Below are 23,578 nucleotides of genomic sequence, written 5' to 3'. Positions count from 1 at the left end.
GTCTACATGTTTAAAAGAAAAATAGATTGGCGTGATGAACGTGGTTTTACTTTAGTGGAAATGCTTATTGTTTTATTAGTTGTTAGTGTTTTATTGTTATTAACCATTCCAAATATCGTTTCACAAAGTAAATCTATTAATAACAAAGGCTGTGAGGCATTTGTTTCGATGGTTCAAGGTCAAGTTCAATCTTATCAACTAGAAAAAAATGCAATGCCCTCAGTTAGTGATTTAGTAAGTGGTGGTTACTTAAAAGCTAATCAAAAATCATGTCCTAATGGAAATAGCATTACAATCGATAGATCAGGAAATGTTTCCGAAAACAAATGAAAACTAACGCTTTTACATTATTAGAAATGTTACTAGTCTTATCTATTAGCCTTACTATGGTAACCCTAACTATCTTCCCGATATCAAATACCATTTCAACACTTACCGAAAAACAATTATTAGAAGAAATGAAAGCTACTATATATTATGCCCAGCTATATGCGATTACAAGTGGCCAAGAGACGATGATTACTTTTTCGCCCCCTGAAAATCAATTAACAGCTGCTACAATAAATAATTCCCTTATCACTGTCTCATTTTCTAATTCACTAAAATTAAATCAGAGTAGATCAGAAAAATTTCGTTTCTCAGGTTTGGACGGTTCTATCAATCGTTTTACTACCGTTCGCTTTATTGGTAAAGCTAAAAACTACAAATTAATATTTCAAATTGGAAAGGGGCGCTTTAGAATTGAACTGGATTAATGGATTTTCTTTAGTTGAAAGTATGGTTTCTCTCTTGTTATTCTCCTTAATTTGCAGCTTTTTACTACCTCTCTCTATAACTATATTTCAAAGAATAGAGCAAGAAAAAGGATTAAGTGAGCTCCATCAAAAGCTGTTTGAGCATAGTGAATTATTACTACATGATAGTATCCCCATCAATTTTAATGATAATCAAATAAAAAGTTATCAAGAAAAAGGAGGCATTCAAATTTGTGCAAAAAATAAACGGACAGAAAAATGTATATTATAAAGATGGTTCTCCAGCATTTACACTTCTTGAGACTATCCTCTCTATTACAATTATTTTAAGCATTAGCTCGCTTATACCACTATTTTTTCAATGTTATCACAAAACTATCGAACTTAGTAATTTAGATCAAACGACTGAATGGCAACTTTTTTTAATACAGATGCGATTAGAGTGGGGAAAAGCAAGCAATGTTAAAGTAGAAAAAGAGCAGCTATCTTTTCAAGTAGAAAATAAAAAAATCACTTATACAAAATTTAGTAACTTACTAAGACGACAAGTTGATGGCAAAGGACATGAGCCTTTATTAACCCAAATAAAAGAATGGCAGTTTATAAAAAATAATAATCAATTAATTTTGGAAGTTATTTTCTCGGATTCGACATTCTATACCTCACACTTTCCATTACCCAAAACAAAGGAACAGCCATGAAACCAAATGCATTTACCCTTCCTTTTACTATCTTTATCGCTTTACTAACTATCTTAATTGTTACTGGTAGCGTTTCTATTTTTAAAAGGCAGGTAGAATATGAAAAGATGATTCAAAACTATTACTTGGCTTCAGCGGAACTTAATTTAACCATTATAAAAATGAAAAAAGCATCTGTCCAATCAAATTTTACAGAAACATATGGTCGTTCTGAGATTAAATGTGCGTCTATCAATAATAAATCTAATGAATTCAAATGCCATATTCTTTTAGAGAATGGCTACCTGCTTTCGAAAAATATCATTATAGCTAAAAAAAACGAACCCTAAAAAATAGGAATTCGTTGTTAAAATGATTTTGTTGGAGTATTAACTAAATTATACATTTTACCTGTTTTAGTGTTTATTACTTTGTCATAGAGGTAACCATAGAGAATTAAGTTTCCTGTTTCATAGGATAATATCGGTTGATTATCCATCAAGTCTAAAACAGTTGTTTCTTTATTAGTCGTCGGATTAACCTTTACTAACTTATATTCATTCTGATTCCCACTTATTTTAGCGCTCTCATAGGGTTCAAATGTCAGAAAGGCATTTTTATCAAAATTCGCATCGAAATATGGAACAAAAGTGCCCAATTCATCGTATTCTCGAGCTGAAGTATAGGAATAAAAATTTTGAAAACCAATTGTTCTAAATTCATACAATAATTTCTCATCAGACGACTTCTCTATTGTAATTAGAACATTATCATGGACAGCAAATTGCATAATATTTGCCACAATTAAACTCTTATTAGAATTATCTCGAATATCTTGTAAATATAAGTTTCCTAGTTCATCATCTGGTTTATCCTTGTTATTTGAAATGATTAAATTATCTCCATACCAAGAAACAAATGGTGAAACTAAATCCACTTTATCAACTTGATTTAGTGTATAATCCCAATTTTCTACATGAAAATCCCATTCTGGACTATAAATTACTAACATTATTTTTTCAGGAGATTCATCGTTCCAGTAAAAATTAGTTGTAAGTGGATCTGTTTCTCTTGAGGCAACAATACTTCCATCATCTAAATCAATTATCCTCATCGCTGCTTTCTCACTTGACTCAGCGGAATAAAGTAACATATTTCTATAATCTGGGCTAATTTGAACTTCCGAGATTGATTCCTTTGTATGAAAGATAGTTCGCTTTTTTCCTGTATAGATATTTAATTCATCGAAATAACTGAGTCCTTTTGCTTTAGTTTGAAGCAAAACAGAGTCTTTTGATAGCCATCCAACAACCCGCTGAAATTCCTTTGTTTTAATTTGAATAGCTTGGACATCTTTTGTTGTCTTTTTTGGCGTTTCTTTTTCCTTCGCGCAACCAAAAGAGATAAAAATCAAGCCCATTGATATGACGATAAGCAAAATAGTAGTTGATTTTCTCATCTTTTGCCTCCAATCTCTCTATGCTAAAATTTTACCCTTTTCATAGTAAGCTAAAACAAAGCCCATAGAAAGATTCACTTCATAAAAACAAAGCTACAATAATGGAGTATTATTGTAGCTTGTAGAAATAATTAATCTTCAATTGGTATTGCTAACCAAGCAGCTCCAATTACCCCTGCGTCATTCCCTTTTGTCGCAATAGATAATTTGGTTGATTCTTTCACTGCTGGGAATACCATTGTTTCAAAATAATTTCTAACAGGGGTAAGTAACTGATCTCCTGCCGCTGAAACTCCGCCACCAATAATAATCTTTTCTGGATTTAACATGTTGCCAATATGGCTGAGCGCAAGAGCTAAATAGAAAGAAATTTTATCAATTGTTTTTTTAGCTAACTCGTCTCCTTCAGCACCTAATTCGAAAATCAATTTAGAAGTAATGTTTTCTTCATTTTTGATTGCTTCTTTAAGTTTTGATTCACCAGTAAATTCTTTCGCTAAATCTTTTGCAACTCGAACGATTCCTGTCGCTGAGGCCACTGTTTCCAAACAGCCTTTCTTACCACAAGTGCAGTCATAGCCGTTTTCTGGAACTACAGTCACATGGCCAATTTCACCAGCTGCACCTCGAACACCATGCAATATTTTTCCTTCTGCAAAGATTCCACCGCCAACACCAGTTCCAAGCGTTACAAATACAACATTTGCACCACCTTCTCCAGCGCCTTTCCAGCGTTCACCAAGAGCTGCAACATTTGCATCATTGTCTAAAGTGATTTTTAATCCAGTAATTTTTTCTAAGTCTTCACTCACATTTTGTTCTTCTGCCCAGTTTAAATTATAAGCACCTTTTACAGTTCCAGTTTCGTAGTTAACAGTACCAGGAGTCCCCATTCCGATCCCATAAAAGATATCATTATCTAGTTGTAAATCTGTCAATTTTTGATTGATTGAGTCACCAATGTCTTTTACGATATGCGAACCATTATCATCAATATTTGTATCAATTGTCCATTTTTCTTCGATTTCGCCATCTTTTGTTAAGATTGCTAATTTTGCTGTTGTGCCGCCTAAATCTACACCAATTAATTTTTTGTTCATTACTTCTGTTCTCCTTATAGTCAATTTAGTTTAAACTACTATTTTTTCGTTGTTCCTTAATTAACTCTTGTTTTAAAATGCTTCTCGCACTAGCAAAAACTTCTCTATCTAGAATATTATGTTTGAAAAGTTCCGTTATCTCATATTCCATCATTTCAATGTCATATTGTCGCTTTCCTAAATACACGATAATGCCATGCTTTCTTAACAATTGAGCAACATCATATACTGTTTTCATAGTAAAAACCTCTTATTCTTTTGTTTCTGTTAACTTATCGTAATAAGAATCGAAAAATGGGTCGTTAGAAAGTTGTTTAGCAATATCTGCTTCTTTTATTGCATTTTGTTTATCGCCTTTTATTTGATAACAAACTGATAAATAATAATGTGGTTCTGGTAAGTCTTTATCAATATTGATTGCTTCTTTCGCCATTTCCTCTGCTGTATCTACTTGTTTATCTTGTAATGCAATAGATGCCGCATACGTATATGAATAAGCATCTGCACTTCCACTTTCAATCAAATTAGCAGAAATCTTAGTTGCTTCGCTTTTGTTGTCATCTTGTAAATATTTTTGTACAGCATAGTTGGCTTGTGCCGGATCATATTGCTGCGTTCCTTTTTGAAAACCAAAGTAAAGAAATAAAATAGTAATTCCAACAAGCGATATACCATACGCAAGACGACGCCAATGGAAGAATTGATTCGGGAGTGATAAGGCGCCTGCCAGCAAAAATCCGCCAGCTAATCCACCAATATGCCCGGCAATATCGATTTGAGAAGAAAATACATCCAGCAATAAGTTCACTGCTACAAGCGAAGCAATGCTAACACCGATTGTTTTTGCATAAACATTTGGTTTTAATACAACTAAATACAACAGTGCTCCCATTACGGCAAATACCGCTGTACTGGCACCAACAGATAAATTCATATTTAAAGCGAAACTGGCTATATTACCACAAATACCACCTAAAATTAGTATAAGCACATAACGCCATTTTCCATAAATACGTTCTGCCCAAGCACCTACGATATAAAGCATCACTGCATTGGAAGCTAAATGAATTAAACCACTATGAAGAAAAATTGGTGTAATAAAGCGCCACCATTCACCAGCATAGATAAGTGGATTGAACTTTCCACCCCATTTAATTAAATTAAAGGAATCAGTCGTTCCACCTTGGAAAGTAACCCATAGAAAAGCGGCAATTAATAATCCGATAAATGCATAAGTTACAGTTGGTTTTGAATTTCTAGCAACTTTTTGTTCTTCATTTACTTTTGTAGTAATATACGTAATTACTTGTTCACGTTCTTTTGTTACCATTTCTTTTGTTATTTCATCTGGAAGAATAAAAGCGTCTTCCGGTAATTCCAAAGATTTAATAAAAGTGTTTAGCTGTTCTTTCATTTGTTCATTTGCCAGTAAAATATTCTCTATTTTCACTTTTTCATTTGGAGAAGTAATTGGCTTTCCAAAATAAGGTGAAATATCACCCATTGGTTCAAATGGAGTTATATAAATATTAATAAGCGGCAACTTAAGGCGCCCCATCTGCTTCCGAAGATTCTCAGAGACGTGCATAGTATGGGTAACGTCACGCTCTACTACATTAGCCCAACTTAATTCTTTCATTTGAATACGGATGACTGGTCTTTTTTTCTGACTTGTATTTTCTAACCAAAGTTCTTGTTTCTCTTCGTGAAGATGGATTAAACGGTATTTTTCAATACCCAAGAAATAGTTGGTTAGGCGCCAAAAGACATATTGTTCTTGGAAGCTCAAAAAATTCCCTGCTTTCATTACAAATTATATTTACTACTATACGCAAAAAAATGGACGTTGTAAACAATCCACTCTATTTTCTATGTATTTATTTTTACTTATCCTTCAATCAGGATAGAAACTGGTTTATCATGGCTTTCTTGCGAGAATTCTTGCTTTTGTTCATAAAAACACAAGGAAATAGTATCGCCTTTGAAATCCATTAGGAAGCGATCATAAAATCCTCCGCCAAAACCAATTCGGAATTGCGCCTTGTTAAAAGCAACACCTGGAACAAGTAACAAATCAATTTTATCTTTTGCTACTGTTTCAGTCAGCTCGTTTGGTTCTAAAATACCGAACTTAGATTTTACAAGGGGATGCACGGAATCCATCTGTTTAAATTCCATGTTTCTACTTGGATAGTATGTTTTTGGAATTAATACTGTTTTCCCATCTTTTTTTGCTTGTAACATAATTGTTTCTGTTTCAATTTCTGGGTGCCTTGCTAAAGTTAGACCGATAACATTTGCCATTTTCCATTCTGGCAATTCAAACAGTTTTTCTGCAAGTTTGATAGATCGTTCGCGGTGCTCTACTTTATCTATATCGTTTAGGTTGCGTAAAACTTTTTCCCTGATTAGGCGTTTGTCTTCCATCTTGACATCTCCCTTTTAACAGAATAAAAAAAGCAACAGAATGAAAATCCTGCTGCTTACTTAGTTTCGCGGTGTAAAGTTACACGGCGTAATCTTGGACAATATTTTTTTAATTCAATACGTTCCGGATTTTCACGCTTATTTTTAGTAGTGATATAATTACGATCACCGCATTCAGTGCATTCTAAAGTAATATTAACGCGCATTGTTTTCCCTCCAACTCGACTGACGAATTTATTTACTAAACCTGTATAATAATATCATTTTTATACAGTTGTTGCAAGGTCTCTGTGCATTTTCTTTTTATTTTCTTTACAAAACCTTATTTCGGATGGTGTTTTAAGGTAAATTATGCTATAACTAGTAGTAGAGTTTATGGAAGAGAGGTGTGTATAAAACCTATGACCACAGTCATAATTATCTTATTGATTGCTGCTATTGCGCTATTTGTTATTTCATTCTTACAAAAAGGTGATAATAAGCAATTAGAAAAAGAACTGGAAGATGTTGCTTCTCAGTGGATGCAAGAAAATTTCGAGTTAAAAAAACGTGTCTCTGAATTAGAAAAAGCAATGAAACTGGACAGCCCAGATACGCAAATTGAGCAAGTTCCTGAAAGTCCAAAAGTTCGTGAATTAATGAAAAAACAAGTGATTACACTTTATACTTCTGGAATTGTAACATCGGAAATCGCGGAGCAATCTTCCCTTCCTAAAGAAGAAGTGGAACAAATCATTGAAGAATATTTAAAACATTAATTTTAAAATTAAAGGAGGAGCCTACTCTGTGAAGAAAAACTTACGGATGTTGGCATTAGGTTTTTTAGTATCTGCCGTTGTCTTACTGGTTTATGATCAGTTTTTCTCGACTCCAACCAAAGCAGATGAAACAAATGCCGCGCCAACTAAAGACGTTTCTGAAGATAACTCAGACACATGGAAAACGAAATATGAAAAATTATTAGCTCAACAAGAAGTCGATAAAGCAGCTGATGACGAAGCTAAAAAAGCGGCCAAAAAGAAAGCGGAAGAAGCTAAGAAAGTAAAAAGTTATACTTTGACAATTTCTAAAGGAGACCCTTCCTCAAAAGCCGGCGATGAATTACAAGCCAATGGGATAATTAAGAGTTCTTCTGAGTTTGATAAATACTTAAAAGACAATAATTATGAAAAATATATTCGTGATGGTAAATATAACTTAAAGAGTGATATGAGTTACGAAACTATCGCAAAAATCCTAGCACATAAAAATTAATACAAACAGCTAGAACTTCAGGCGATTAGTATTTCGCCTTTATGTTCTAGCTGTTTTTATGTTATTATCTAAGAAAGAAAGGATGATGAATTATGGCAATTGTAAAGATGGTAAACCTCATAAATAATACGGGGGTATCTTGCTTATAGAGTGCTCCCACCTAAAAAGGAGCGAAAAAATTGGTATTAGAAAAATATGGTTTCATAAGTTTTTTTAAAGAACAAACGATAGCAAATGAGTCAAACTATGGGAGGGTTACTGCTGTTTTTAGAGATTCTTACCGAGTTATAACAGAACAAGGAGAATTTTTGGCTAAATTAAAACGTGGGAATTTCTACGAGTTATCGTCTTCTGCCCTTCCTGCTGTTGGTGATTTTGTTGAGTTGAGTATTGACTTAACGCAAACTGCTCAAATTATTTCTGTTCTACAACGGAAAACGGTTTTTTCTCGAATGAATAAAGATTCTGAGGAACAATTAATTGCGGCAAACTTTGATTATGCGCTAATTGTAATGAGTTTAAATCATGATTTTAATTTGAATCGCTTAGAACGTTATTTGACTGTTGTATGGGATAGTGGCGCTTCTCCTGTTATCATTTTAACAAAGGCGGACTTAGTTACAGACTTAACTACGTATACAGACCAGCTAGAAACAGTTGCTTATGGCGTCCCAACTTATTATGTGGATAATTTATCACATAAAGGTTTTGAAGTATTAGAACGCGATTTGAAGCCCCATAGCACGCTCGTCTTACTTGGCTCTTCTGGCGTTGGAAAGTCTTCTTTTATCAATGCACTGGCTGGCGAAACTTTGATGAAAACTGCTGGTATTCGAGAAGATGATAGTAAAGGAAAGCATACTACTACACATCGGGAAATGCATTTACTGGAAAACGGGTGGATTGTGATTGATACGCCGGGCATGCGAGAATTTGGAATTGGGCTAAATCAGTCCGGGTTTGATATCACTTTTTCCGATGTGGAAGAACTTGCTGAACATTGTCGCTTTCACGATTGTTCACATACACAGGAACCTGGTTGTGCTGTTCAAGAAGCATTAGCAGATGGTACCCTTTCCATGCAACATTATGAAAACTGGCTTAAATTACAGAAAGAGCTAGCTTATCATGCTAGAAAAAATAGTCCAGCATTAGCAAGGCAAGAACGGGATCGTTGGAAAACTATTCAAAAAACAATTAGGACACAATATAAAAAGCGACCAAAAAACAAATAAAAAAAAGCAAGTAGCCATTTTTCAGGCTACTTGCTTTTTGCATTATTTAGATTCAGGCTTGTCTTTCTTAGGATAGTATTTTTTCTCAGCTTGCGGTTTTTTATCGCCTTCTGGTTGTTCTTTTTTCTCAAGTAATACTTTACGCGATAAGTTAACACGGCCTTGATGATCGACTTCGATAACTTTCACAGTAACTTCATCACCAAGTTTTAAGATATCTTCTACTTTTCCTACGCGTTCATGTGCTAATTCAGAAATATGAACTAAACCATCCGTTCCTTTGAATAATTCAACAAATGCACCAAATTTTTCAATACGACGAACTTTACCTGTGTAAACTTCCCCTACTTGAACTTCGCGAACAATGTCTTCAATGATCGCAATCGCTTTACGGTTCATTGCTTGGTCTTGAGAAGCAATATAAACTGTACCATCTTGCTCGATATCAATTTTCACGCCAGTTTCTTCAATAATTGCATTGATTTGTTTTCCACCAGGTCCAATAACATCTTTAATTTTTTCTGGTTTAATGTTAAGGGTAATAATTTTTGGTGCATACGCAGAAAGTTCTTCGCGTGGTGCGCTAATTGTGCTTGTTAAGTGTTCCAGGATATGCAAGCGACCTTCTTTAGCTTGAGTTAATGCTTCATCTAAAATTTGGCGGCTTAATCCGTCAATTTTAATGTCCATTTGAAGTGCAGTGATACCATCTTTTGTCCCAGCAACTTTGAAATCCATGTCGCCAAAATGATCTTCCATACCTTGGATATCTGAAAGGATAGTGTAATCATCGCCCAGTTTCACAAGTCCCATTGCGATACCTGCAACTGGTGCTTTAATTGGCACACCCGCATCAAGCATAGCAAGTGTAGATCCACAAATACTTGCTTGAGAACTAGAACCATTCGATTCAAGTACTTCTGATACAAGACGAATAGTGTATGGGAAATCTTCTTCAGAAGGGATTACATATTGTAAAGCACGTTCACCTAAAGCACCGTGACCGATTTCACGACGACCAGGAGCACGACGAGGACCAGTTTCCCCAACACTAAATTGCGGGAAATTATAATGATGCATGAAACGTTTGTATTCTTCCGTTCCTAAGCCATCAATAATTTGGTGTTCGCGTAATGGAGCAAGCGTACAAACACTTAAAGCTTGGGTTTGTCCACGAGTAAATAAACCAGAACCATGGACGCGTGGAAGTAAACCAACTTCAGAAGAAAGCGGACGAATTTCGTTTACTTTACGACCATCTGGACGAATTTTATCTTGAGAAATAAGACGACGCATTTCATCTTTTTCAATCATTTCTAAAATATGTGCTACTTCACTAAGAACTTCTGCTTCATTTTCAAGTTCTTTCGCTTTGTAACTTTCTAAAATTTCTTCTTTTACATCCTCAATAGCAGCTTCACGAGCTTTTTTCTCTTCTGTTTTGATTGCTGCTTTCATTTTACCTTCACTTGCTGCTTTTACTTCTGCTTCAAGTTCAGGATCGCTTACAAATAATTCGATTTCGCGTTTTTCTTTTCCAACAGCGTCAATAATTTGTTGTTGGAATTCACAAAGACGTTTAATTTCTTCATGACCAAACATAATCGCTTCAAGCATTGCTTCTTCTGAAACTTCTTTCGCTCCTGCTTCTACCATGTTGATTGCATCATGTGTCCCAGCAACTGTTAAGCTAATATCACTTTTTTCTGCTTGTTCAATAGTTGGGTTGATAACGTATTTGCCATCAATGCGACCAACATCCACACCTGCAATTGGGCCATCAAATGGAATATCAGAAATCACGAGCGCTACAGATGATCCTAACATTGCTGCCATTTCTGGTGAGCAATCTTGGTCTACACTGAATACTGTGGAAGTGATTTGAACTTCATTACGGAAACCTTCTGCAAAAAGTGGACGAATTGGACGGTCAATTAAACGAGCTGTTAATGTTGCACGGTCGCTTGGACGTCCTTCACGTTTTAAGAATCCACCGGGAACTTTACCGACAGAGTACATTTTTTCTTCATAGTTAACTGTTAACGGGAAAAAGTCACCTGGACGTGGTTTTTTTGAACCTACAGCTGCTGTTAAAACAACTGTATCTCCGTAACGAATTAATGCTGCTCCACTTGCTTGCTTTGCTAATTGACCTACTTCGACAGATAATGTTTTACCTGCCCATTCTGTTGAAAATACTTGTTTTTCAGACATGTTTTAATCTCCTTTTATTAGGAAACACAAACCAGAAACTTTACCATGCATAATAATGTTCACGCACACTTTAGAATTTCTAAAGCACACATGAATCCAAAAACCTGTTATAAACAAGCGTTTCTTAACACGTTTTTGGATTCATGCGATAAAGTTTCGCTTCTTAGGCGTGTTTTCCAAAGTTTAATATGCTTAATACTCAAAAAAAAGCGGGAACTTTTGGTATCCCGCTTTCGTCTGGTTTTTATCGACGTAAACCTAAACGTTTGATAAGTTCGCGGTAACGTTGGACATCTTTTTTACGTAGGTAAGTTAATAGGTTACGACGGTGACCTACCATCTTCATTAATCCACGGTAAGAGTGATGATCTTTTTTGTGTACGCGAACGTGTTCATTTAAGCTATTGATTTCAGCAGTTAATACAGCGATTTGTACTTCTGGTGAACCAGTATCTGTATCATGGACACGGTACTCTGCAATAATTTCATTTTTGCGTTCTTGAGTTAAAGCCATTTCTTTCCACCTCCTTCTAAAATATCCCCAATTACTGAGCCTAGCGTCGGTGAGTCGCAAAAAGCCAAGTAATGGTTCTGTTCGTACAGATTTAAAGATACACTATTTAGCCTCCAAAAGCAAGCAGAAATAGTAGTTTAATCATCTAAATCAGCAAAAAAAGCTCTTGTATCTTGCTCGTCTTTTTCTAATTGGGCAATCAGACCTTCTACACCATTAAATTTAAGCTCAGGACGGAAAAATTGATACCATTCTATTTCTGCTTCTTCGCCGTAAATTTCGCGGTGGAAATCCAAAATGTAAACTTCAATGGATAACGCTTGATCATCTTTAAAAGTAATATTATAACCAATGCTAGCCATACCGAGATGAGTTTCCCCATTCACACGGAATTTCACTGCGTAGACACCAAGTTTTGGAATCAAATAATCTTCGTTCACTAAGATATTCGCCGTTGGGAAACCTATTGTCCTACCACGCTTATCGCCATGAATAACAGTTCCTTTTGTTGTGTACGGATAGCCTAGTAATTGATTTGCTTCTTCTAGTTCGCCTTCTGTAATTGCACGTCTGATATTGGTAGAGCTTATTTTGTCGCTAGCGGCTGTTTGCTTATCAACAATCGTAACTTCAAAACGACCGTTTGCATAGCTTTCTAGGTTGGTCATTTTCCCTTCGCCTTTTTTGCCGTAAGAATAGTCGAAACCAGCTACTACGTGTTTTACATTCAAGGCAACTAAGTATTTATCCACAAAAGCTTGCGGGGATAGTTCGGAAAATTGAGTTGTAAAGCGAACTACATACATAATATCTACACCAAGTTCAGCCATTTTTTCAGCTTTGTCTTCAAGCGGCGTTAGATATTTTACTTGTTTTCGAATGTTACTTAAAACAACAGAAGGATGGGGATCAAAAGTTAAAACTGCAGTTTGAAGGCCTTTTTGTTCCGCAATCTGTTTCGCTTGTTTAATGACCGCCTGATGTCCTAAATGAACACCATCGAAGAAGCCAAGTGCCATTACTTTTTTTACGTCAGTCCATTCGTCCGTTGTAATCGGATGATGTAAGTATATCGTCTTCATTTTTTGCCACTTCTCCTCTAAATTCGAATTCCTCTAACATCATAATATAAGAAAGTTGCGACCGCAATTACTATGCTTGCTGTAACTCAATGACTTTTTCTGGTTTCCAAAGGTCTTTTTTCTCTGGATGCGGTTTATAAATTGCGGTTAATTTATCTTCAAAAATAAGCGCTGCACGAGGTTCATCTTGCAGGCTACTAAATAAAGAAACTGGTAATAAGCCCCCATTTAGAACTTTCGCATGTATTTCTTCATCAATAACTAATTTCTCCATTGATTCAATCCCTTTTTCAAGTGGGTATAAAAACTCGCTATTATTCGCTTGCATCATTTCATCAATTTCCGCTAGAGTTAGGCAATCTTCTTTTTTGAAAAAACCACTACGGGTACGTTCTAGTTTGGACATATGGGCTGGATAACCTAACAATTCGCCAATCATTACCGAGAGCGTTCTAATATAAGTTCCTTTTCCACATGAAATCTCTAAGCGGAAAGTCGGGTTCGTTTCAGTTAGCGCCATATCACCATCTAAGCGGATTAATGAATAAATATCCACTTGTCTGGATGGCCTTTCTACCTCTATTCCAGCTCTTGCATATTCATACAATTTCTTGCCATTGACTTTTACAGCTGAAAACATTGGTGGAATTTGGGTGATTTTCCCCGTCAGTTTAGTAAGTGCAGCTTGAAGTTCTTCTGCTGAAATTTCTTCAATCTCTTTTGTCATGACAGTCTCGCCAGTCGCATCTTCTGTTGTAGTTGATTTGCCAAGTGTTATTTCTGCTACATATACTTTGCCCTCATCAGTTACATATTCAGCAAGTTTTGTGGCACGTCCGATACAAATCGGGAGTACGCCTTCTACTTCTGGATCGAGCGTACCTGTATGTCCGACTTTTTTTGTATGTAAAATTTTTCTTAATTTAAAAACGCAATCATGACTTGTCATCCCGCGTTCTTTCCACAGTGGGATAATGCCGTTCATTAAGCTCCTCCTTCTAAGAAAAAAAGCTTAAGACAATGACCCACTTACATCCCGTATGAATGAGAAGATAAAGGGATTGCCTTAAACTGTTATTTATTATTGATCGTTATTTAAGTCACGAAGTAATTCATCGATTCGATTTCCGTAAGCGATGGAATTATCTATTTCAAAAGACATTTCAGGAACTTTACGAAGTCGAATACGGCGACCGATTTCAGAGCGGATGAAGCCATGCGCTTTCGCAAGTGCGAGTAACGTATTTTCTTTTTCCTTATCGGTACCAAGAATGGAGATGAAAACCTTTGCCTCTTGTAAATCACCAGTAACATCAACTCCAGTTACAGTTACAAAACCTAAGCGTGGGTCTTTGATTTTACGATTCAAAATATCGCCCAATTCTTTTTTCATTTGCTCACTAACACGATTAGCTCTTACGTTCAAGTGTATTCACCTCTTTTATAACTTCTCCATTACTGTTTCTGCCCGTTCCCACTCAGGAAAAGAGTCGAGAAAAGCAAGTACTTCTCTCGTTTCTTTTTCTGCTTGGATGTGAGAGGAAGACACAACAGCAAAGCTTATTTCGGTTCGCTGCCATAAATCTTGAAAATCGGTTTCGGCAATGGAGACATTGAATTTTTGTTTTGCTCTAGTTAAAATTCGTTTCAGGATAGCGCGTTTTTCTTTGAGGTTTTGTGGTTCCTGCATGAAAAATTCACTAACAACTGATTGAATCATTTTCTTTCAATTTCTTCCATAACGTATGCTTCGATAACGTCATCTTCTTTGATATCATTAAAGTTTTGAACGGTAATACCACATTCATAGCCTTTTGCTACTTCTTTAGCATCATCTTTAAAGCGTTTAAGGGTAGCAATTTCGCCTTCGAAAACAACAATTCCATCACGAATAATACGAACGCCACTATCACGCGTAATTTTACCATCTGTTACGAAACATCCGGCAATTGTACCAACTTTAGAAACATTGATTGTTTGGCGAACTTGTGCTTGACCGATAATTTTTTCTTGGAATTCTGGATCAAGCATCCCTTTCATTGCGGCTTCAATTTCATCAATTGCTTTGTAGATAACGCGGTGCAGACGAATATCTACACTTTCGTTTTCTGCTGCTTCACGAGCTTGAGTGGTTGGACGAACGTTGAATCCAATCACAATAGCGTTAGAAGCTGCTGCTAAAGTAATATCTGATTCATTGATTGCACCAACTGCAGTATGAATGATTTTTACGTTAACTCCTTCTACATCAATTTTACGAAGGGAAGCAGCAAGGGCCTCTACAGAACCTTGTACGTCTGCTTTGATAATAACGTTAACTTCTTTCATTTCGCCAGCTTTCATATGTTCAAATAAGTTATCTAAGCTTACGCGGTTAGTAGCAGAACGTTGCGCTACTAATGCACGACTAGCACGAGTTTCCCCAATATTTCTAGCCGTTTTTTCATCTTCAAACACAACGAAACGATCGCCTGCTTGTGGCACATCATTTAAACCAGTAATTTCAACCGGTGTGCTTGGTCCGACTTTTTTCACACGACGGCCTAAATCATTGACCATAGCACGGACACGCCCAAATGTATTACCAACAACAATTGGATCACCAATGTTTAGTGTTCCATCTTGTACTAGTAAAGTTGCAACTGGACCACGGCCTTTATCAAGTTCTGCCTCAATAACAGAACCAATAGCTCGACGATCAGGATTTGCTTTTAATTCTTCTACTTCAGATACAAGTAAAATCATATCTAACAAGTTTTCAAGTCCTTCACCGAATTTAGCTGAGATTGGTGCGAAAATGGTATCGCCACCCCAAGCTTCTGGAACTAACTCATACTCTGTTAATTCTTGCATAACACGGTCTGGATTCGCTTGTGGTTTATCAATTTTATTTACAGCAACAATAATCGGCATACCAGCTGCTTTAGCGTGGTTAATAGCTTCAATTGTTTGTGGCATTACTCCATCATCTGCTGCAACAACTAAAATCGTAATATCTGTGATTTGAGCACCACGAGCACGCATTGCTGTAAAAGCAGCATGTCCTGGAGTATCAAGGAAAGTAATTTTTTTGTCATGAATTTCTAATTGGTAGGCACCAATATGTTGGGTAATCCCGCCTGCTTCTCCAAGCGTCACTTTTGTATTACGAAGAGAGTCTAGTAAAGTTGTTTTACCATGGTCAACGTGCCCCATGATCGTAACAACTGGCGGACGTTCGACAAGTTTTGCTTCGTCGACTGCTTCATTTAATTCATTTTCGAAGTAAACATCTAAGTCTGTAATATCGACTTTGATTTCTTCTTCTACAGCTACACCATAGTCCGAACAAATAAGTTCAATCGCATCTTTATCTAATGATTGGTTGATTGTTGCTACAACACCAAGCATAAATAATTTTTTGATTAGTTCAGATGGTTCTCTGTATAATTTTTTTGCAAGTTCTGCTACTGTCAAAGATTCGCTGAAAACAATTTTTTCAGGAAGTTCTTTTGGTTTTGGCGGAGTCGGTGGAACTGTACTGTGATTTAATTTACCTTTTTTCTTAGTGTTACGTCCTTTGTTGTTGAAGTTTCCTCCACGGTTCGGACGATTGTTTCCGCCTGGACGGTTGGAATTGCCGCCGCCTGGGCGATTGCTATTATTGTTATTGCGTTTTGGTCCACCAGTTTGTTGGTTGCCAGTTGTTTGTGTTTGATTCGTTGTGTTTGCTGGTTTAGTTGACGCTGGTTTTGCACCTTGGCTTTTGTTAGTAGTTGCAGGTTTTGTATTTTGGCCTGCAGGTTTATTTGGTTTACTCGATTTTTCATTACTATTTGTCATATTTAGTTTGTTTGGCCCCTTACTATTTCCATTTTCGTTGCTAGTCGTTTCTTTCTTAGGTGCTTCGGCTTTTTTATTTGTGCCATCAACGGCTTTGTCTAACTGTCTTAAAGCATTTTCATTAATAGTGGACATATGGTTAGCCACTTCAATCCCTAAATCTTTAAGTGCCTCGATAACTTTTTTGCTGGATACTTGATGTTCTTTTGCATATTCATATACACGAACTTTACTCATGTCGTACACCTCCGTATAAGATTCAACCGAGTAATTCTGCTAATTTAACAGCAAATCCTTTATCAAGTATGGCAATTATTGCACGTGTGTCTTTGCCGATTGCACCCCCAATCATTTCCCGGGTACCGGCCTGTTTCACGACAACATGGTAATATTCGCACTTGTTGCGGATTGTTTTCTCGGTTTTTTCGGATATATCTTCTGAAATGAGAACCATTTTTGCTTTCCCATTTCTAACTGCTTTTAATACTAATTCTTCGCCAGTTGTAATTTTCCGCGCTCGATTTGCAAGGCCTAATAAGGAAAGTGCTTTTTTATCCATTAGTAGATTCCTCGAGAGACTTCACATAAGCGATTAGTTCGTCGTAAAAGGCCTCTTGTTCTGGCGTTTTTAGTTGATGAAAGATAGCATTTTTCTTTTTTGCTTTTTCGCACGCTTCTACATTTTTAACGATGTAAAAACCACGTCCAGGTGCTTTTCCTGTAGGATCTATCGTAAGCGCTCCGTCTTTCGAATACGCAATACGAAGAAGTTCGCCTTTTGGCAAGCGTTCGCCGGTAATAATACATTTTCGAAGGGGGATTTTTTTATTACGCATGATAATTCTCCTTTTTAATCTTCATCTTCTGTCAAAGTTTCGCTTTCTGCTTCTTCTACTGGAGTCACGTCTTCGTTATTACGAGGATAGATTCCTAGCTCAGTTGCAACAGTTTCGCTCTTGATGTCGATTTTCCAACCAGTTAATTTCGCTGCTAAACGGGCATTTTGACCACGTTTACCGATTGCTAAAGATAATTGGTAATCTGGCACGATAACAGTAGTTGCTTGGTCAGCTTCGTTTACAATAACATCTAACACTTTAGAAGGGCTAAGTGCATTGGCAACAAAGGTGAAAGGATCCTCTGACCATTCAACGATATCGATTTTTTCGCCCTTTAATTCGTTAACGATTGTTTGAACACGTGCGCCTTTTGGTCCGACACATGCGCCAACTGGATCAACTTCTTCATTCGCAGTGTAAACAGAGATTTTAGACCGGTCTCCAGCTTCACGTGCAACTGATTTGATTTCTACGACACCATCATAAATTTCTGGAACTTCCATTTCGAAAAGACGTTTTAAAAGACCTGGGTGTGTACGAGATACAAAGATTTGTGGCCCTTTGGTTGTTTTTTCTACTTTAGTTAAATAAACTTTGATACGATCATGTGCGTGGTATGTTTCATTTGGCATCTGCTCATTTTGTGACAAAATAGCTTCGATTTTACCCAGATTTACATAGATAAAACGAGAATCTTGACGTTCTACGATACCTGTCATAATATCATCTTCACGGTCGATAAACTCATCGTAAATGATACCACGTTCAGCTTCACGAACACGTTGCGTAACAACTTGTTTCGCTGTTTGTGCGGCAATTCGTCCGAAATCTTTTGGCGTTACTTCCAGCTCCACTACATCGCCAGGTTTGTAAACTGGGTTGATCTTGTGTGCTTCTTCCATTGAAATTTCAAGACGAGAATCAAATACTTGTTCTACGGCTTCTTTTCTTGCTAAAACTCGGATAGAGCCGTTTTCCATATTCAAATCTACTCGTACGTTTTGGGCATCTTTAAAGTTTCTTTTGTATGCAGATGTGAGAGCAGCTTCAATTGCTTCCACTAGTACCTCTCTTGAAATACCTTTATCATGTTCTAACACATGAAGAGCATCTAATAATTCTGTGCTCATTTTTGATTCAACTCCTTATTCACTTTTTAAAATTGAATTGCTAATCTTGCTTTTGCTACTTTGTCTTTCGGAATTTCACAAGTGATTTTGCGTGTTTTGTCCGTGATTGTAATGACTAGCATTTCTCCGTCAAAACTTTCTAGTGTTCCTTCCCACATCTTGCGACCATCAATTGGTTCATAAGAAGTAACATGGACGTATTTTGATACCGCGTTTACAAAATCTTGTTCTTTTTTTAGCGGTCGTTCAGCCCCAGGTGATGAAACTTCTAAAAAATAATTTTGGGTAATTGGGTCAGATTCATCCATTTTTTCACTGACTTTTTCGCTGACAGCTGCGCATTCGTCAATATCTACGCCACCGTCTTTGTCAATAAAAATTCGCAAAAACCAGTTTGGGCCTTCCTTTTCAAAGGCAATGTCTACGAGCTCCAAATGAAGTTCGTCCGTAATCGGAGCAACTATTGCTTCTACTTGATCTAGTACTTTACTCATTTCAGCCTCCTTAAGAGATACGCTTTTCCAGCTAATTCGTCTCCTACTTCTGCCACAGGTGACTCTTTGGCAGATTTGCAAAACGAAAGCGTGGGCATTGGCCCACGCTTGGCTGAGTTATCGTAGTATTTCTTAAATAAGTTTATCACAAATTGTGACTACAAGCAAGTTTTGCCCTTTTTTAGAAGAGTGACAGTTGGTTTTGATCGGGTAATCCTTCTAAGCATCCTTGGTCATCCATGTATTGAATAATTGTTTTAGACACTTTTCCTCGTTGCTGTAAGTCTTCTTTGGACAAAAATTCACCATTTTCACGAGCTGCTACAATTTGTTTCGCTACGTTGGTTCCAAGACTTGGAATCGCATTAAATGGTGGAATAAGTGAGTCCCCATCAATAATAAATTCATCAGCGGAAGACTTATACAAATCTACTTTTTGGAAATGGAAACCGCGAGCAAGCATTTCATTCGCAATTTCTAGAACGGTTAATAGATTCTTTTCTTTCGTAGAAGCTTCCATTCCTTTATCGTTCACTTCTTTCATCGTTGCTTTTACTGCTTCCTTTCCATTTACCATCGAAGTCAAATCAAAATCATCTGCACGAACAGTGAAATAAGTAGCATAGAAGTAGAGCGGATAATGCACTTTAAAGTAAGCGATTCGGACTGCCATGAGAACATACGCTGCTGCATGGGCTTTCGGGAACATGTACTTAATTTTTTTACAGGATTCAATGTACCAAAGCGGGACATTGTTTGCCATCATCGCTTCTTCCATTTCCTCTGTTAACCCTTTCCCTTTCCGAACGGATTCCATAATTTTAAAGGCTAAAGAGCTTTCTAGACCTTGATAAATCAGGAAAACCATAATATCATCACGACAACCAATTACATCTGGAAGCTCACATGTTTTATTTTTAATCAGTTCTTCAGCATTACCAAGCCAAACGTCTGTACCATGAGACAAACCAGAAATCTGAACTAACTCGGAAAAAGTAGTTGGTTTGGTTTGTTCAAGCATTTGCCGTACGAAACGTGTTCCAAACTCAGGAATACCAAGTGTCCCTGTTTTAGAATCAATATCTGCTGGTTTTACACCAAGTGATTCAGTGGAACCAAATAATTTCATCACGTCGGGATCATCGGTTGGAATTGTTTTTGGGTCGATACCACTTAAATCCTGTAACATCCGGATAGCTGTCGGATCATCGTGTCCAAGTATATCAAGTTTAAGCACATTATCATGGATGGAGTGAAAATCAAAATGAGTTGTTTTCCACTCTGAATCGGTCGCATCCGCCGGAAATTGTACAGGTGTGAAATCGTATACGTCCATATAATTCGGAATAACAATAATTCCTCCTGGATGTTGCCCAGTTGTCCGCTTAACGCCAGTACAACCAGCTACAAGACGATCAATTTCCGCCCCACGAATCGTCATATTCATATCTCTTTCATAATTACGAACATAACCAAATGCGGTTTTTTCCGCTACTGTACCAATTGTTCCAGCGCGAAAAACATAATCTTCTCCAAATATTTCTTTTGTATAAGCGTGGGCAACTGGTTGGTAATCACCTGAAAAGTTTAAATCAATATCGGGTACTTTATCTCCTTTAAATCCTAAGAATGTTTCAAAGGGAATATCTTGCCCTTCTTTTTGATAGGCTGTTCCGCAATGAGGACAGTCTTTATCTGGTAAGTCAAAACCAGAACCAATTGAACCATCGTCAAAGAACTCCGAGTCTTGACAATTTGGACAGAGATAATGTGGTGGAAGTGGATTTACTTCCGTTATTTCTGTCATTGTGGCAACAAAGGAAGAACCAACCGATCCACGTGATCCAACTAGATAACCATCAACAAGCGATTTTTTAACTAGTTTATGCGAGATTAAGTAAATAACCGCAAATCCATGGCCGATAATACTTTTCAATTCTTTTTCAAGTCTCGCTTCGACAATTTCTGGTAATTTTTCACCGTATAATTGGTGTGCCATATTGTAGCTCATATTACGAACTTCATCTTCTGCACCTTCAATTTTTGGTGTATAAAGTTCATCTTTAATCGGTTTTAGCTCTTCCATCCAGTCGACTACTAAATTAGAGTTGGTGACAACCACTTCTTTTGCTTTCTCTTCTCCAAGAAAAGCAAACTCTTTTAGCATTTCATCAGTAGAACGGAAATGAACATCCGGCAGTTCAGCACGATTCAGCGGGTTAGCGCCACCTTGGGAATGAATCAAAATTTTACGATAAATTTTGTCCACTGGGTCTTTGTAATGTACATTCCCTGTCGCCACTACTGGTTTCCCGGTTTTTTCACCAACACGAACGATATTTTTCAAAATTTCTTCTAATGCTTTCTCATCCCGAACAAGTTCTCGCTCAATTAATGGCGCATAAACTGGTTTCGGTTGAATTTCAATAAAGTCATAAAACTCTGCAACTTTTTCGGCAGCCTGCATCCCTTTTTGCATCATTGCTTCAAACAATTCCCCTTGGCTACAAGCTGTTCCAATAATCAAACCTTCGCGAAGTTTTTTCAGTTGAGAACGTGGGATACGTGGAACACGATAAAAATAGTTAATATTAGACATCGTAATTAATTTAAATAGATTTTTTAAACCAACAGCTGTTTGAGCATAGATAGTAGCATGGAAAGGTCTAGCGCGTTTATATGCATCGCCTTCTCCCATATAATCATTTAACGAATCATGGTATTCGATGTCGTGCATTTCTTTGGCATCTTTAATTAATTTCCAAGCTAAATATGCTGTAGCTTCGGCATCAAAAACAGCACGGTGATGTTGTTCTAATATAATATTGAACTTTTTCGTTAACGTATTTAAACGGTGATTTTTAAAGTGTGGGTAAAGGAAACGAGCTAGCTCCAGTGTATCTACTACCGCATTTTTCGCTTTTGGAATTCCTACTTTTTCATAAGCGGTATTGATAAATCCCATATCAAAAGAGGCATTGTGGGCCACTAAAATATCGTCGGCGCTCCATTCCTTGAATCGTTGAAGCACAACCTCAATCGGATCAGAACCTTTCACCATGTCATCCGTAATTCCTGTTAAATTAATCGTCGTTGCAGAAAGTGGATGTCCAGGATCAATGAATGCTTCAAATTTATCAATGATTTCACCGTTTTTCATTTTTACTCCAGCTAATTCGATAATCGTATCATAAACAGCCGATAGCCCTGTTGTTTCCACATCAAATACACAATAAGTGGCATCTTTCAGGAGAATATGTTGGTCATTATATGCGATTGGCACCCCATCATCAATCAAATTCGCTTCGATACCAAAAATAACTTTTAATCCATATTTTTGCCCAGCCCCATATGCTTCCGGGAAAGATTGTGCTACAGAGTGATCCGTAATCGCAATTGCTTTATGCCCCCAATCCGCAGCTTGTTTGAAGAGTGAATCAACGGAAGATGTCGCATCCATTTGGCTCATTGGTGAATGTAGATGAAGTTCTGCACGTTTCTCTTCCGCTTTATCAAGACGCTTCACTCCAGCGATTTCATTTATATCTTGCGCCATCATGATCAAGTCCCGAACAAAAGTATCATTTTGAACACTACCGCGAACTTTCACCCACATGCCTTTTTTCAAATTTTGAAACATTGCTGCATCTTCATTATCACGAGAAAACATTTTAATAATCATCGAGCTAGTGTAATCGGTAATTTTAAATTGTAAAAGACTACGACCACTGCGGAGCTCTCTAATTTCCGTTGCAAAAATCAAACCTTGAACAGTTATGCGTCGTTCTTCATCGTAAACATCTCCGAGGCGCTTGATTTCCTCATCATCTTTAATTTTGTAGCCAATTTGGAATGGACCTGAAAGTGGTGCTGCAGAGGCACTTCCATTTTGTGCCTCTACTTGACGTTTTTGCATTACTTGAACTGCCTCGGCTGCTTTTTTCTGATCTTCTTCTATTTTAGCTTGTGCAAATGCTTTATATTCTTCTGTTTCAGATTGGTCTAAAATATGTGTTTTCAGTGCCAAACGTGGAAACCCGGCACTTCCATAACTTTCGATAATTTTTGCTTGGAATCTTTGTTGAATAGTTGTTTCTTCCATGTCGTTATGCACGGCAATCTCAATAAAATGTGGTTCCTTAAATGTCGGCTTTTGTTCTAAGAGTAATTTGCCAATCATTGGAGATTGTTTGCTAATTGGCTCTACAATTAAATTCCAATAGTCTTGAATGAGTGTTTCGTTAATGGTTTGGTTTTCAGGGACTATTTGCATTTCTGTTGTGGCGATTTCACTAAAAGCCCTTTTCATTCCAACATCCATCATATGAAAAAGTGCCGCTGGAAAAATTTGTGGGACATGCAAATGAAATTGCCATGTCTTATTTTTTTTATCAGCTACTAGTTTTTCTATTTTAGCTTCTTTTGTAAACTCTTCATAAGTAACTACATCTTCCAAGCCAATTTGTGTCATTAGCAGCTGAAATCGCTCTTGTTTTTCTTCCTCTTTAGCAGTCATTCCGAATAACACCCCTTTATCCAAATTTATAAAAGCCAGATGTCCCTCATCACCCGT

At 36.9% G+C, this 23,578-nt stretch carries 26 protein-coding genes; 8 read left to right on the top strand and 18 right to left on the bottom strand.

The window, feature by feature from the left end:
• The first annotated feature begins 6 nt into the window (after positions 1–6).
• From comGC to CKV67_RS06640, 5 genes are read left to right on the top strand one after another with little or no spacing between them, the layout of a single operon-like run.
• Positions 7–330 carry a competence type IV pilus major pilin ComGC gene (gene comGC / locus CKV67_RS06660; RefSeq protein ID WP_014092730.1) on the top strand — a complete coding sequence of 108 codons (324 nt, stop codon included), beginning with the start codon at positions 7–9 and terminating at the stop codon, positions 328–330.
• Positions 327–755 (top strand): competence type IV pilus minor pilin ComGD, encoded by a 429-nt coding sequence (gene comGD, locus CKV67_RS06655; RefSeq protein WP_014092729.1) that lies wholly within the window; start codon positions 327–329, stop codon positions 753–755. The genes comGC and comGD overlap by 4 nt, the downstream gene beginning before the upstream one ends.
• Positions 742–1,026, top strand: a complete 285-nt coding sequence (gene comGE, locus CKV67_RS06650; RefSeq protein ID WP_014092728.1) for a competence type IV pilus minor pilin ComGE — start codon at positions 742–744, stop codon at positions 1,024–1,026. The genes comGD and comGE overlap by 14 nt, the downstream gene beginning before the upstream one ends.
• A complete protein-coding gene (comGF, locus tag CKV67_RS06645) occupies positions 989–1,456 on the top strand; it encodes a competence type IV pilus minor pilin ComGF (RefSeq protein ID WP_014092727.1) in 468 nt (155 codons plus the stop codon). The genes comGE and comGF overlap by 38 nt, the downstream gene beginning before the upstream one ends.
• Entirely contained in the window at positions 1,453–1,785 is a 333-nt protein-coding gene (locus CKV67_RS06640) for a hypothetical protein (RefSeq protein WP_014092726.1), read from the top strand. Before comGF ends, CKV67_RS06640 begins: the two co-directional genes overlap by 4 nt.
• 17 nt (positions 1,786–1,802) lie before the next feature.
• Here CKV67_RS06640 and CKV67_RS06635 read toward each other — a convergent pair whose 3' ends face one another.
• The 6 genes from CKV67_RS06635 to rpmG all read right to left on the bottom strand — a co-directional run bounded on the left by CKV67_RS06635 (position 1,803) and on the right by rpmG (position 6,627).
• Positions 1,803–2,894 carry a YqgU-like beta propeller domain-containing protein gene (locus CKV67_RS06635; RefSeq protein WP_014092725.1) on the bottom strand — a complete coding sequence of 364 codons (1,092 nt, stop codon included), beginning with the start codon at positions 2,892–2,894 and terminating at the stop codon, positions 1,803–1,805.
• Between the two features lie 131 nt (positions 2,895–3,025).
• Positions 3,026–3,994, bottom strand: a complete 969-nt coding sequence (locus CKV67_RS06630) for an ROK family glucokinase (protein ID WP_014092724.1) — start codon at positions 3,992–3,994, stop codon at positions 3,026–3,028.
• Between the two features lie 25 nt (positions 3,995–4,019).
• Positions 4,020–4,232, bottom strand: coding sequence for a YqgQ family protein (locus tag CKV67_RS06625; RefSeq protein WP_014092723.1), 213 nt, complete (start codon positions 4,230–4,232; stop codon positions 4,020–4,022).
• Positions 4,233–4,244: 12 nt separating this feature from the next.
• The gene (locus tag CKV67_RS06620; protein ID WP_014092722.1) at positions 4,245–5,783 is read right to left on the bottom strand and encodes a rhomboid family intramembrane serine protease; all 1,539 of its coding nucleotides are present in this window, start codon (positions 5,781–5,783) and stop codon (positions 4,245–4,247) included.
• Positions 5,784–5,881: 98 nt separating this feature from the next.
• The gene (locus CKV67_RS06615) at positions 5,882–6,421 is read right to left on the bottom strand and encodes a 5-formyltetrahydrofolate cyclo-ligase (RefSeq protein ID WP_014092721.1); all 540 of its coding nucleotides are present in this window, start codon (positions 6,419–6,421) and stop codon (positions 5,882–5,884) included.
• 56 nt (positions 6,422–6,477) lie between these two features.
• Positions 6,478–6,627 (bottom strand): 50S ribosomal protein L33, encoded by a 150-nt coding sequence (gene rpmG / locus CKV67_RS06610; protein WP_003719608.1) that lies wholly within the window; start codon positions 6,625–6,627, stop codon positions 6,478–6,480.
• A 195-nt stretch (positions 6,628–6,822) separates the two neighbouring features.
• Here rpmG and CKV67_RS06605 point away from each other — a divergent pair, with 195 nt between their 5' ends.
• The 3 genes from CKV67_RS06605 to rsgA all read left to right on the top strand — a co-directional run bounded on the left by CKV67_RS06605 (position 6,823) and on the right by rsgA (position 8,910).
• Positions 6,823–7,179 (top strand): hypothetical protein, encoded by a 357-nt coding sequence (locus CKV67_RS06605; RefSeq protein ID WP_014092720.1) that lies wholly within the window; start codon positions 6,823–6,825, stop codon positions 7,177–7,179.
• A 28-nt stretch (positions 7,180–7,207) separates the two neighbouring features.
• Positions 7,208–7,675, top strand: a complete 468-nt coding sequence (locus CKV67_RS06600; protein ID WP_014092719.1) for an endolytic transglycosylase MltG — start codon at positions 7,208–7,210, stop codon at positions 7,673–7,675.
• A gap of 179 nt (positions 7,676–7,854) precedes the next feature.
• On the top strand, positions 7,855–8,910 hold the full coding sequence (rsgA, locus tag CKV67_RS06595; protein ID WP_014092718.1) for a ribosome small subunit-dependent GTPase A: 1,056 nt from the start codon (positions 7,855–7,857) through the stop codon (positions 8,908–8,910).
• Between the two features lie 42 nt (positions 8,911–8,952).
• Here rsgA and pnp read toward each other — a convergent pair whose 3' ends face one another.
• From pnp to CKV67_RS06535, 12 genes are all read right to left on the bottom strand, one after another.
• Positions 8,953–11,124 carry a polyribonucleotide nucleotidyltransferase gene (gene pnp / locus CKV67_RS06590; protein ID WP_014092717.1) on the bottom strand — a complete coding sequence of 724 codons (2,172 nt, stop codon included), beginning with the start codon at positions 11,122–11,124 and terminating at the stop codon, positions 8,953–8,955.
• Between the two features lie 244 nt (positions 11,125–11,368).
• Positions 11,369–11,638, bottom strand: a complete 270-nt coding sequence (gene rpsO / locus CKV67_RS06585) for a 30S ribosomal protein S15 (protein WP_003719603.1) — start codon at positions 11,636–11,638, stop codon at positions 11,369–11,371.
• 137 nt (positions 11,639–11,775) lie between these two features.
• Positions 11,776–12,720, bottom strand: coding sequence for a bifunctional riboflavin kinase/FAD synthetase (locus CKV67_RS06580; RefSeq protein ID WP_014092716.1), 945 nt, complete (start codon positions 12,718–12,720; stop codon positions 11,776–11,778).
• Between the two features lie 70 nt (positions 12,721–12,790).
• Entirely contained in the window at positions 12,791–13,705 is a 915-nt protein-coding gene (gene truB, locus CKV67_RS06575) for a tRNA pseudouridine(55) synthase TruB (RefSeq protein WP_014092715.1), read from the bottom strand.
• 96 nt (positions 13,706–13,801) lie between these two features.
• A complete protein-coding gene (gene rbfA / locus CKV67_RS06570; protein WP_003719600.1) occupies positions 13,802–14,146 on the bottom strand; it encodes a 30S ribosome-binding factor RbfA in 345 nt (114 codons plus the stop codon).
• 15 nt (positions 14,147–14,161) lie between these two features.
• Entirely contained in the window at positions 14,162–14,440 is a 279-nt protein-coding gene (locus tag CKV67_RS06565; protein WP_025279917.1) for a DUF503 domain-containing protein, read from the bottom strand.
• Positions 14,437–16,779, bottom strand: coding sequence for a translation initiation factor IF-2 (gene infB / locus CKV67_RS06560; protein WP_014092714.1), 2,343 nt, complete (start codon positions 16,777–16,779; stop codon positions 14,437–14,439). The genes CKV67_RS06565 and infB overlap by 4 nt, the downstream gene beginning before the upstream one ends.
• Before the next feature lie 22 nt (positions 16,780–16,801).
• Positions 16,802–17,101, bottom strand: coding sequence for a YlxQ family RNA-binding protein (locus tag CKV67_RS06555; protein WP_025279916.1), 300 nt, complete (start codon positions 17,099–17,101; stop codon positions 16,802–16,804).
• Positions 17,094–17,378, bottom strand: a complete 285-nt coding sequence (gene rnpM / locus CKV67_RS06550) for an RNase P modulator RnpM (RefSeq protein WP_014092713.1) — start codon at positions 17,376–17,378, stop codon at positions 17,094–17,096. The genes CKV67_RS06555 and rnpM overlap by 8 nt, the downstream gene beginning before the upstream one ends.
• A 14-nt stretch (positions 17,379–17,392) precedes the next feature.
• A complete protein-coding gene (gene nusA / locus CKV67_RS06545; protein ID WP_014092712.1) occupies positions 17,393–18,511 on the bottom strand; it encodes a transcription termination factor NusA in 1,119 nt (372 codons plus the stop codon).
• A gap of 26 nt (positions 18,512–18,537) precedes the next feature.
• Positions 18,538–19,005, bottom strand: coding sequence for a ribosome maturation factor RimP (rimP, locus tag CKV67_RS06540; protein ID WP_025279915.1), 468 nt, complete (start codon positions 19,003–19,005; stop codon positions 18,538–18,540).
• A 181-nt stretch (positions 19,006–19,186) separates the two neighbouring features.
• Positions 19,187–23,521, bottom strand: coding sequence for a PolC-type DNA polymerase III (locus CKV67_RS06535; RefSeq protein ID WP_014092711.1), 4,335 nt, complete (start codon positions 23,519–23,521; stop codon positions 19,187–19,189).
• Positions 23,522–23,578: the final 57 nt, after the last annotated feature.

This window comes from Listeria ivanovii subsp. ivanovii, from assembly GCF_900187025.1.
Taxonomy (GTDB): domain Bacteria; phylum Bacillota; class Bacilli; order Lactobacillales; family Listeriaceae; genus Listeria; species Listeria ivanovii.
This window is presented reverse-complemented; position numbering and strand designations above follow the sequence as displayed.

Coding starts and splice junctions, on each gene's coding strand:
- comGC (WP_014092730.1), top strand. CDS start 7: ATGTTTAAAAGAAAAATAGATTGGCGTGATGAACGTGGTTTTACTTTA.
- comGD (WP_014092729.1), top strand. CDS start 327: ATGAAAACTAACGCTTTTACATTATTAGAAATGTTACTAGTCTTATCT.
- CKV67_RS06640 (WP_014092726.1), top strand. CDS start 1,453: ATGAAACCAAATGCATTTACCCTTCCTTTTACTATCTTTATCGCTTTA.
- CKV67_RS06635 (WP_014092725.1), bottom strand. CDS start 2,894: ATGAGAAAATCAACTACTATTTTGCTTATCGTCATATCAATGGGCTTG.
- CKV67_RS06630 (WP_014092724.1), bottom strand. CDS start 3,994: ATGAACAAAAAATTAATTGGTGTAGATTTAGGCGGCACAACAGCAAAA.
- CKV67_RS06625 (WP_014092723.1), bottom strand. CDS start 4,232: ATGAAAACAGTATATGATGTTGCTCAATTGTTAAGAAAGCATGGCATT.
- CKV67_RS06615 (WP_014092721.1), bottom strand. CDS start 6,421: ATGGAAGACAAACGCCTAATCAGGGAAAAAGTTTTACGCAACCTAAAC.
- rpmG (WP_003719608.1), bottom strand. CDS start 6,627: ATGCGCGTTAATATTACTTTAGAATGCACTGAATGCGGTGATCGTAAT.
- CKV67_RS06605 (WP_014092720.1), top strand. CDS start 6,823: ATGACCACAGTCATAATTATCTTATTGATTGCTGCTATTGCGCTATTT.
- pnp (WP_014092717.1), bottom strand. CDS start 11,124: ATGTCTGAAAAACAAGTATTTTCAACAGAATGGGCAGGTAAAACATTA.
- rpsO (WP_003719603.1), bottom strand. CDS start 11,638: ATGGCTTTAACTCAAGAACGCAAAAATGAAATTATTGCAGAGTACCGT.
- CKV67_RS06580 (WP_014092716.1), bottom strand. CDS start 12,720: ATGAAGACGATATACTTACATCATCCGATTACAACGGACGAATGGACT.
- truB (WP_014092715.1), bottom strand. CDS start 13,705: ATGAACGGCATTATCCCACTGTGGAAAGAACGCGGGATGACAAGTCAT.
- CKV67_RS06565 (WP_025279917.1), bottom strand. CDS start 14,440: ATGATTCAATCAGTTGTTAGTGAATTTTTCATGCAGGAACCACAAAAC.
- infB (WP_014092714.1), bottom strand. CDS start 16,779: ATGAGTAAAGTTCGTGTATATGAATATGCAAAAGAACATCAAGTATCC.
- CKV67_RS06555 (WP_025279916.1), bottom strand. CDS start 17,101: ATGGATAAAAAAGCACTTTCCTTATTAGGCCTTGCAAATCGAGCGCGG.
- rnpM (WP_014092713.1), bottom strand. CDS start 17,378: ATGCGTAATAAAAAAATCCCCCTTCGAAAATGTATTATTACCGGCGAA.
- nusA (WP_014092712.1), bottom strand. CDS start 18,511: ATGAGCACAGAATTATTAGATGCTCTTCATGTGTTAGAACATGATAAA.
- rimP (WP_025279915.1), bottom strand. CDS start 19,005: ATGAGTAAAGTACTAGATCAAGTAGAAGCAATAGTTGCTCCGATTACG.
- CKV67_RS06535 (WP_014092711.1), bottom strand. CDS start 23,521: ATGACTGCTAAAGAGGAAGAAAAACAAGAGCGATTTCAGCTGCTAATG.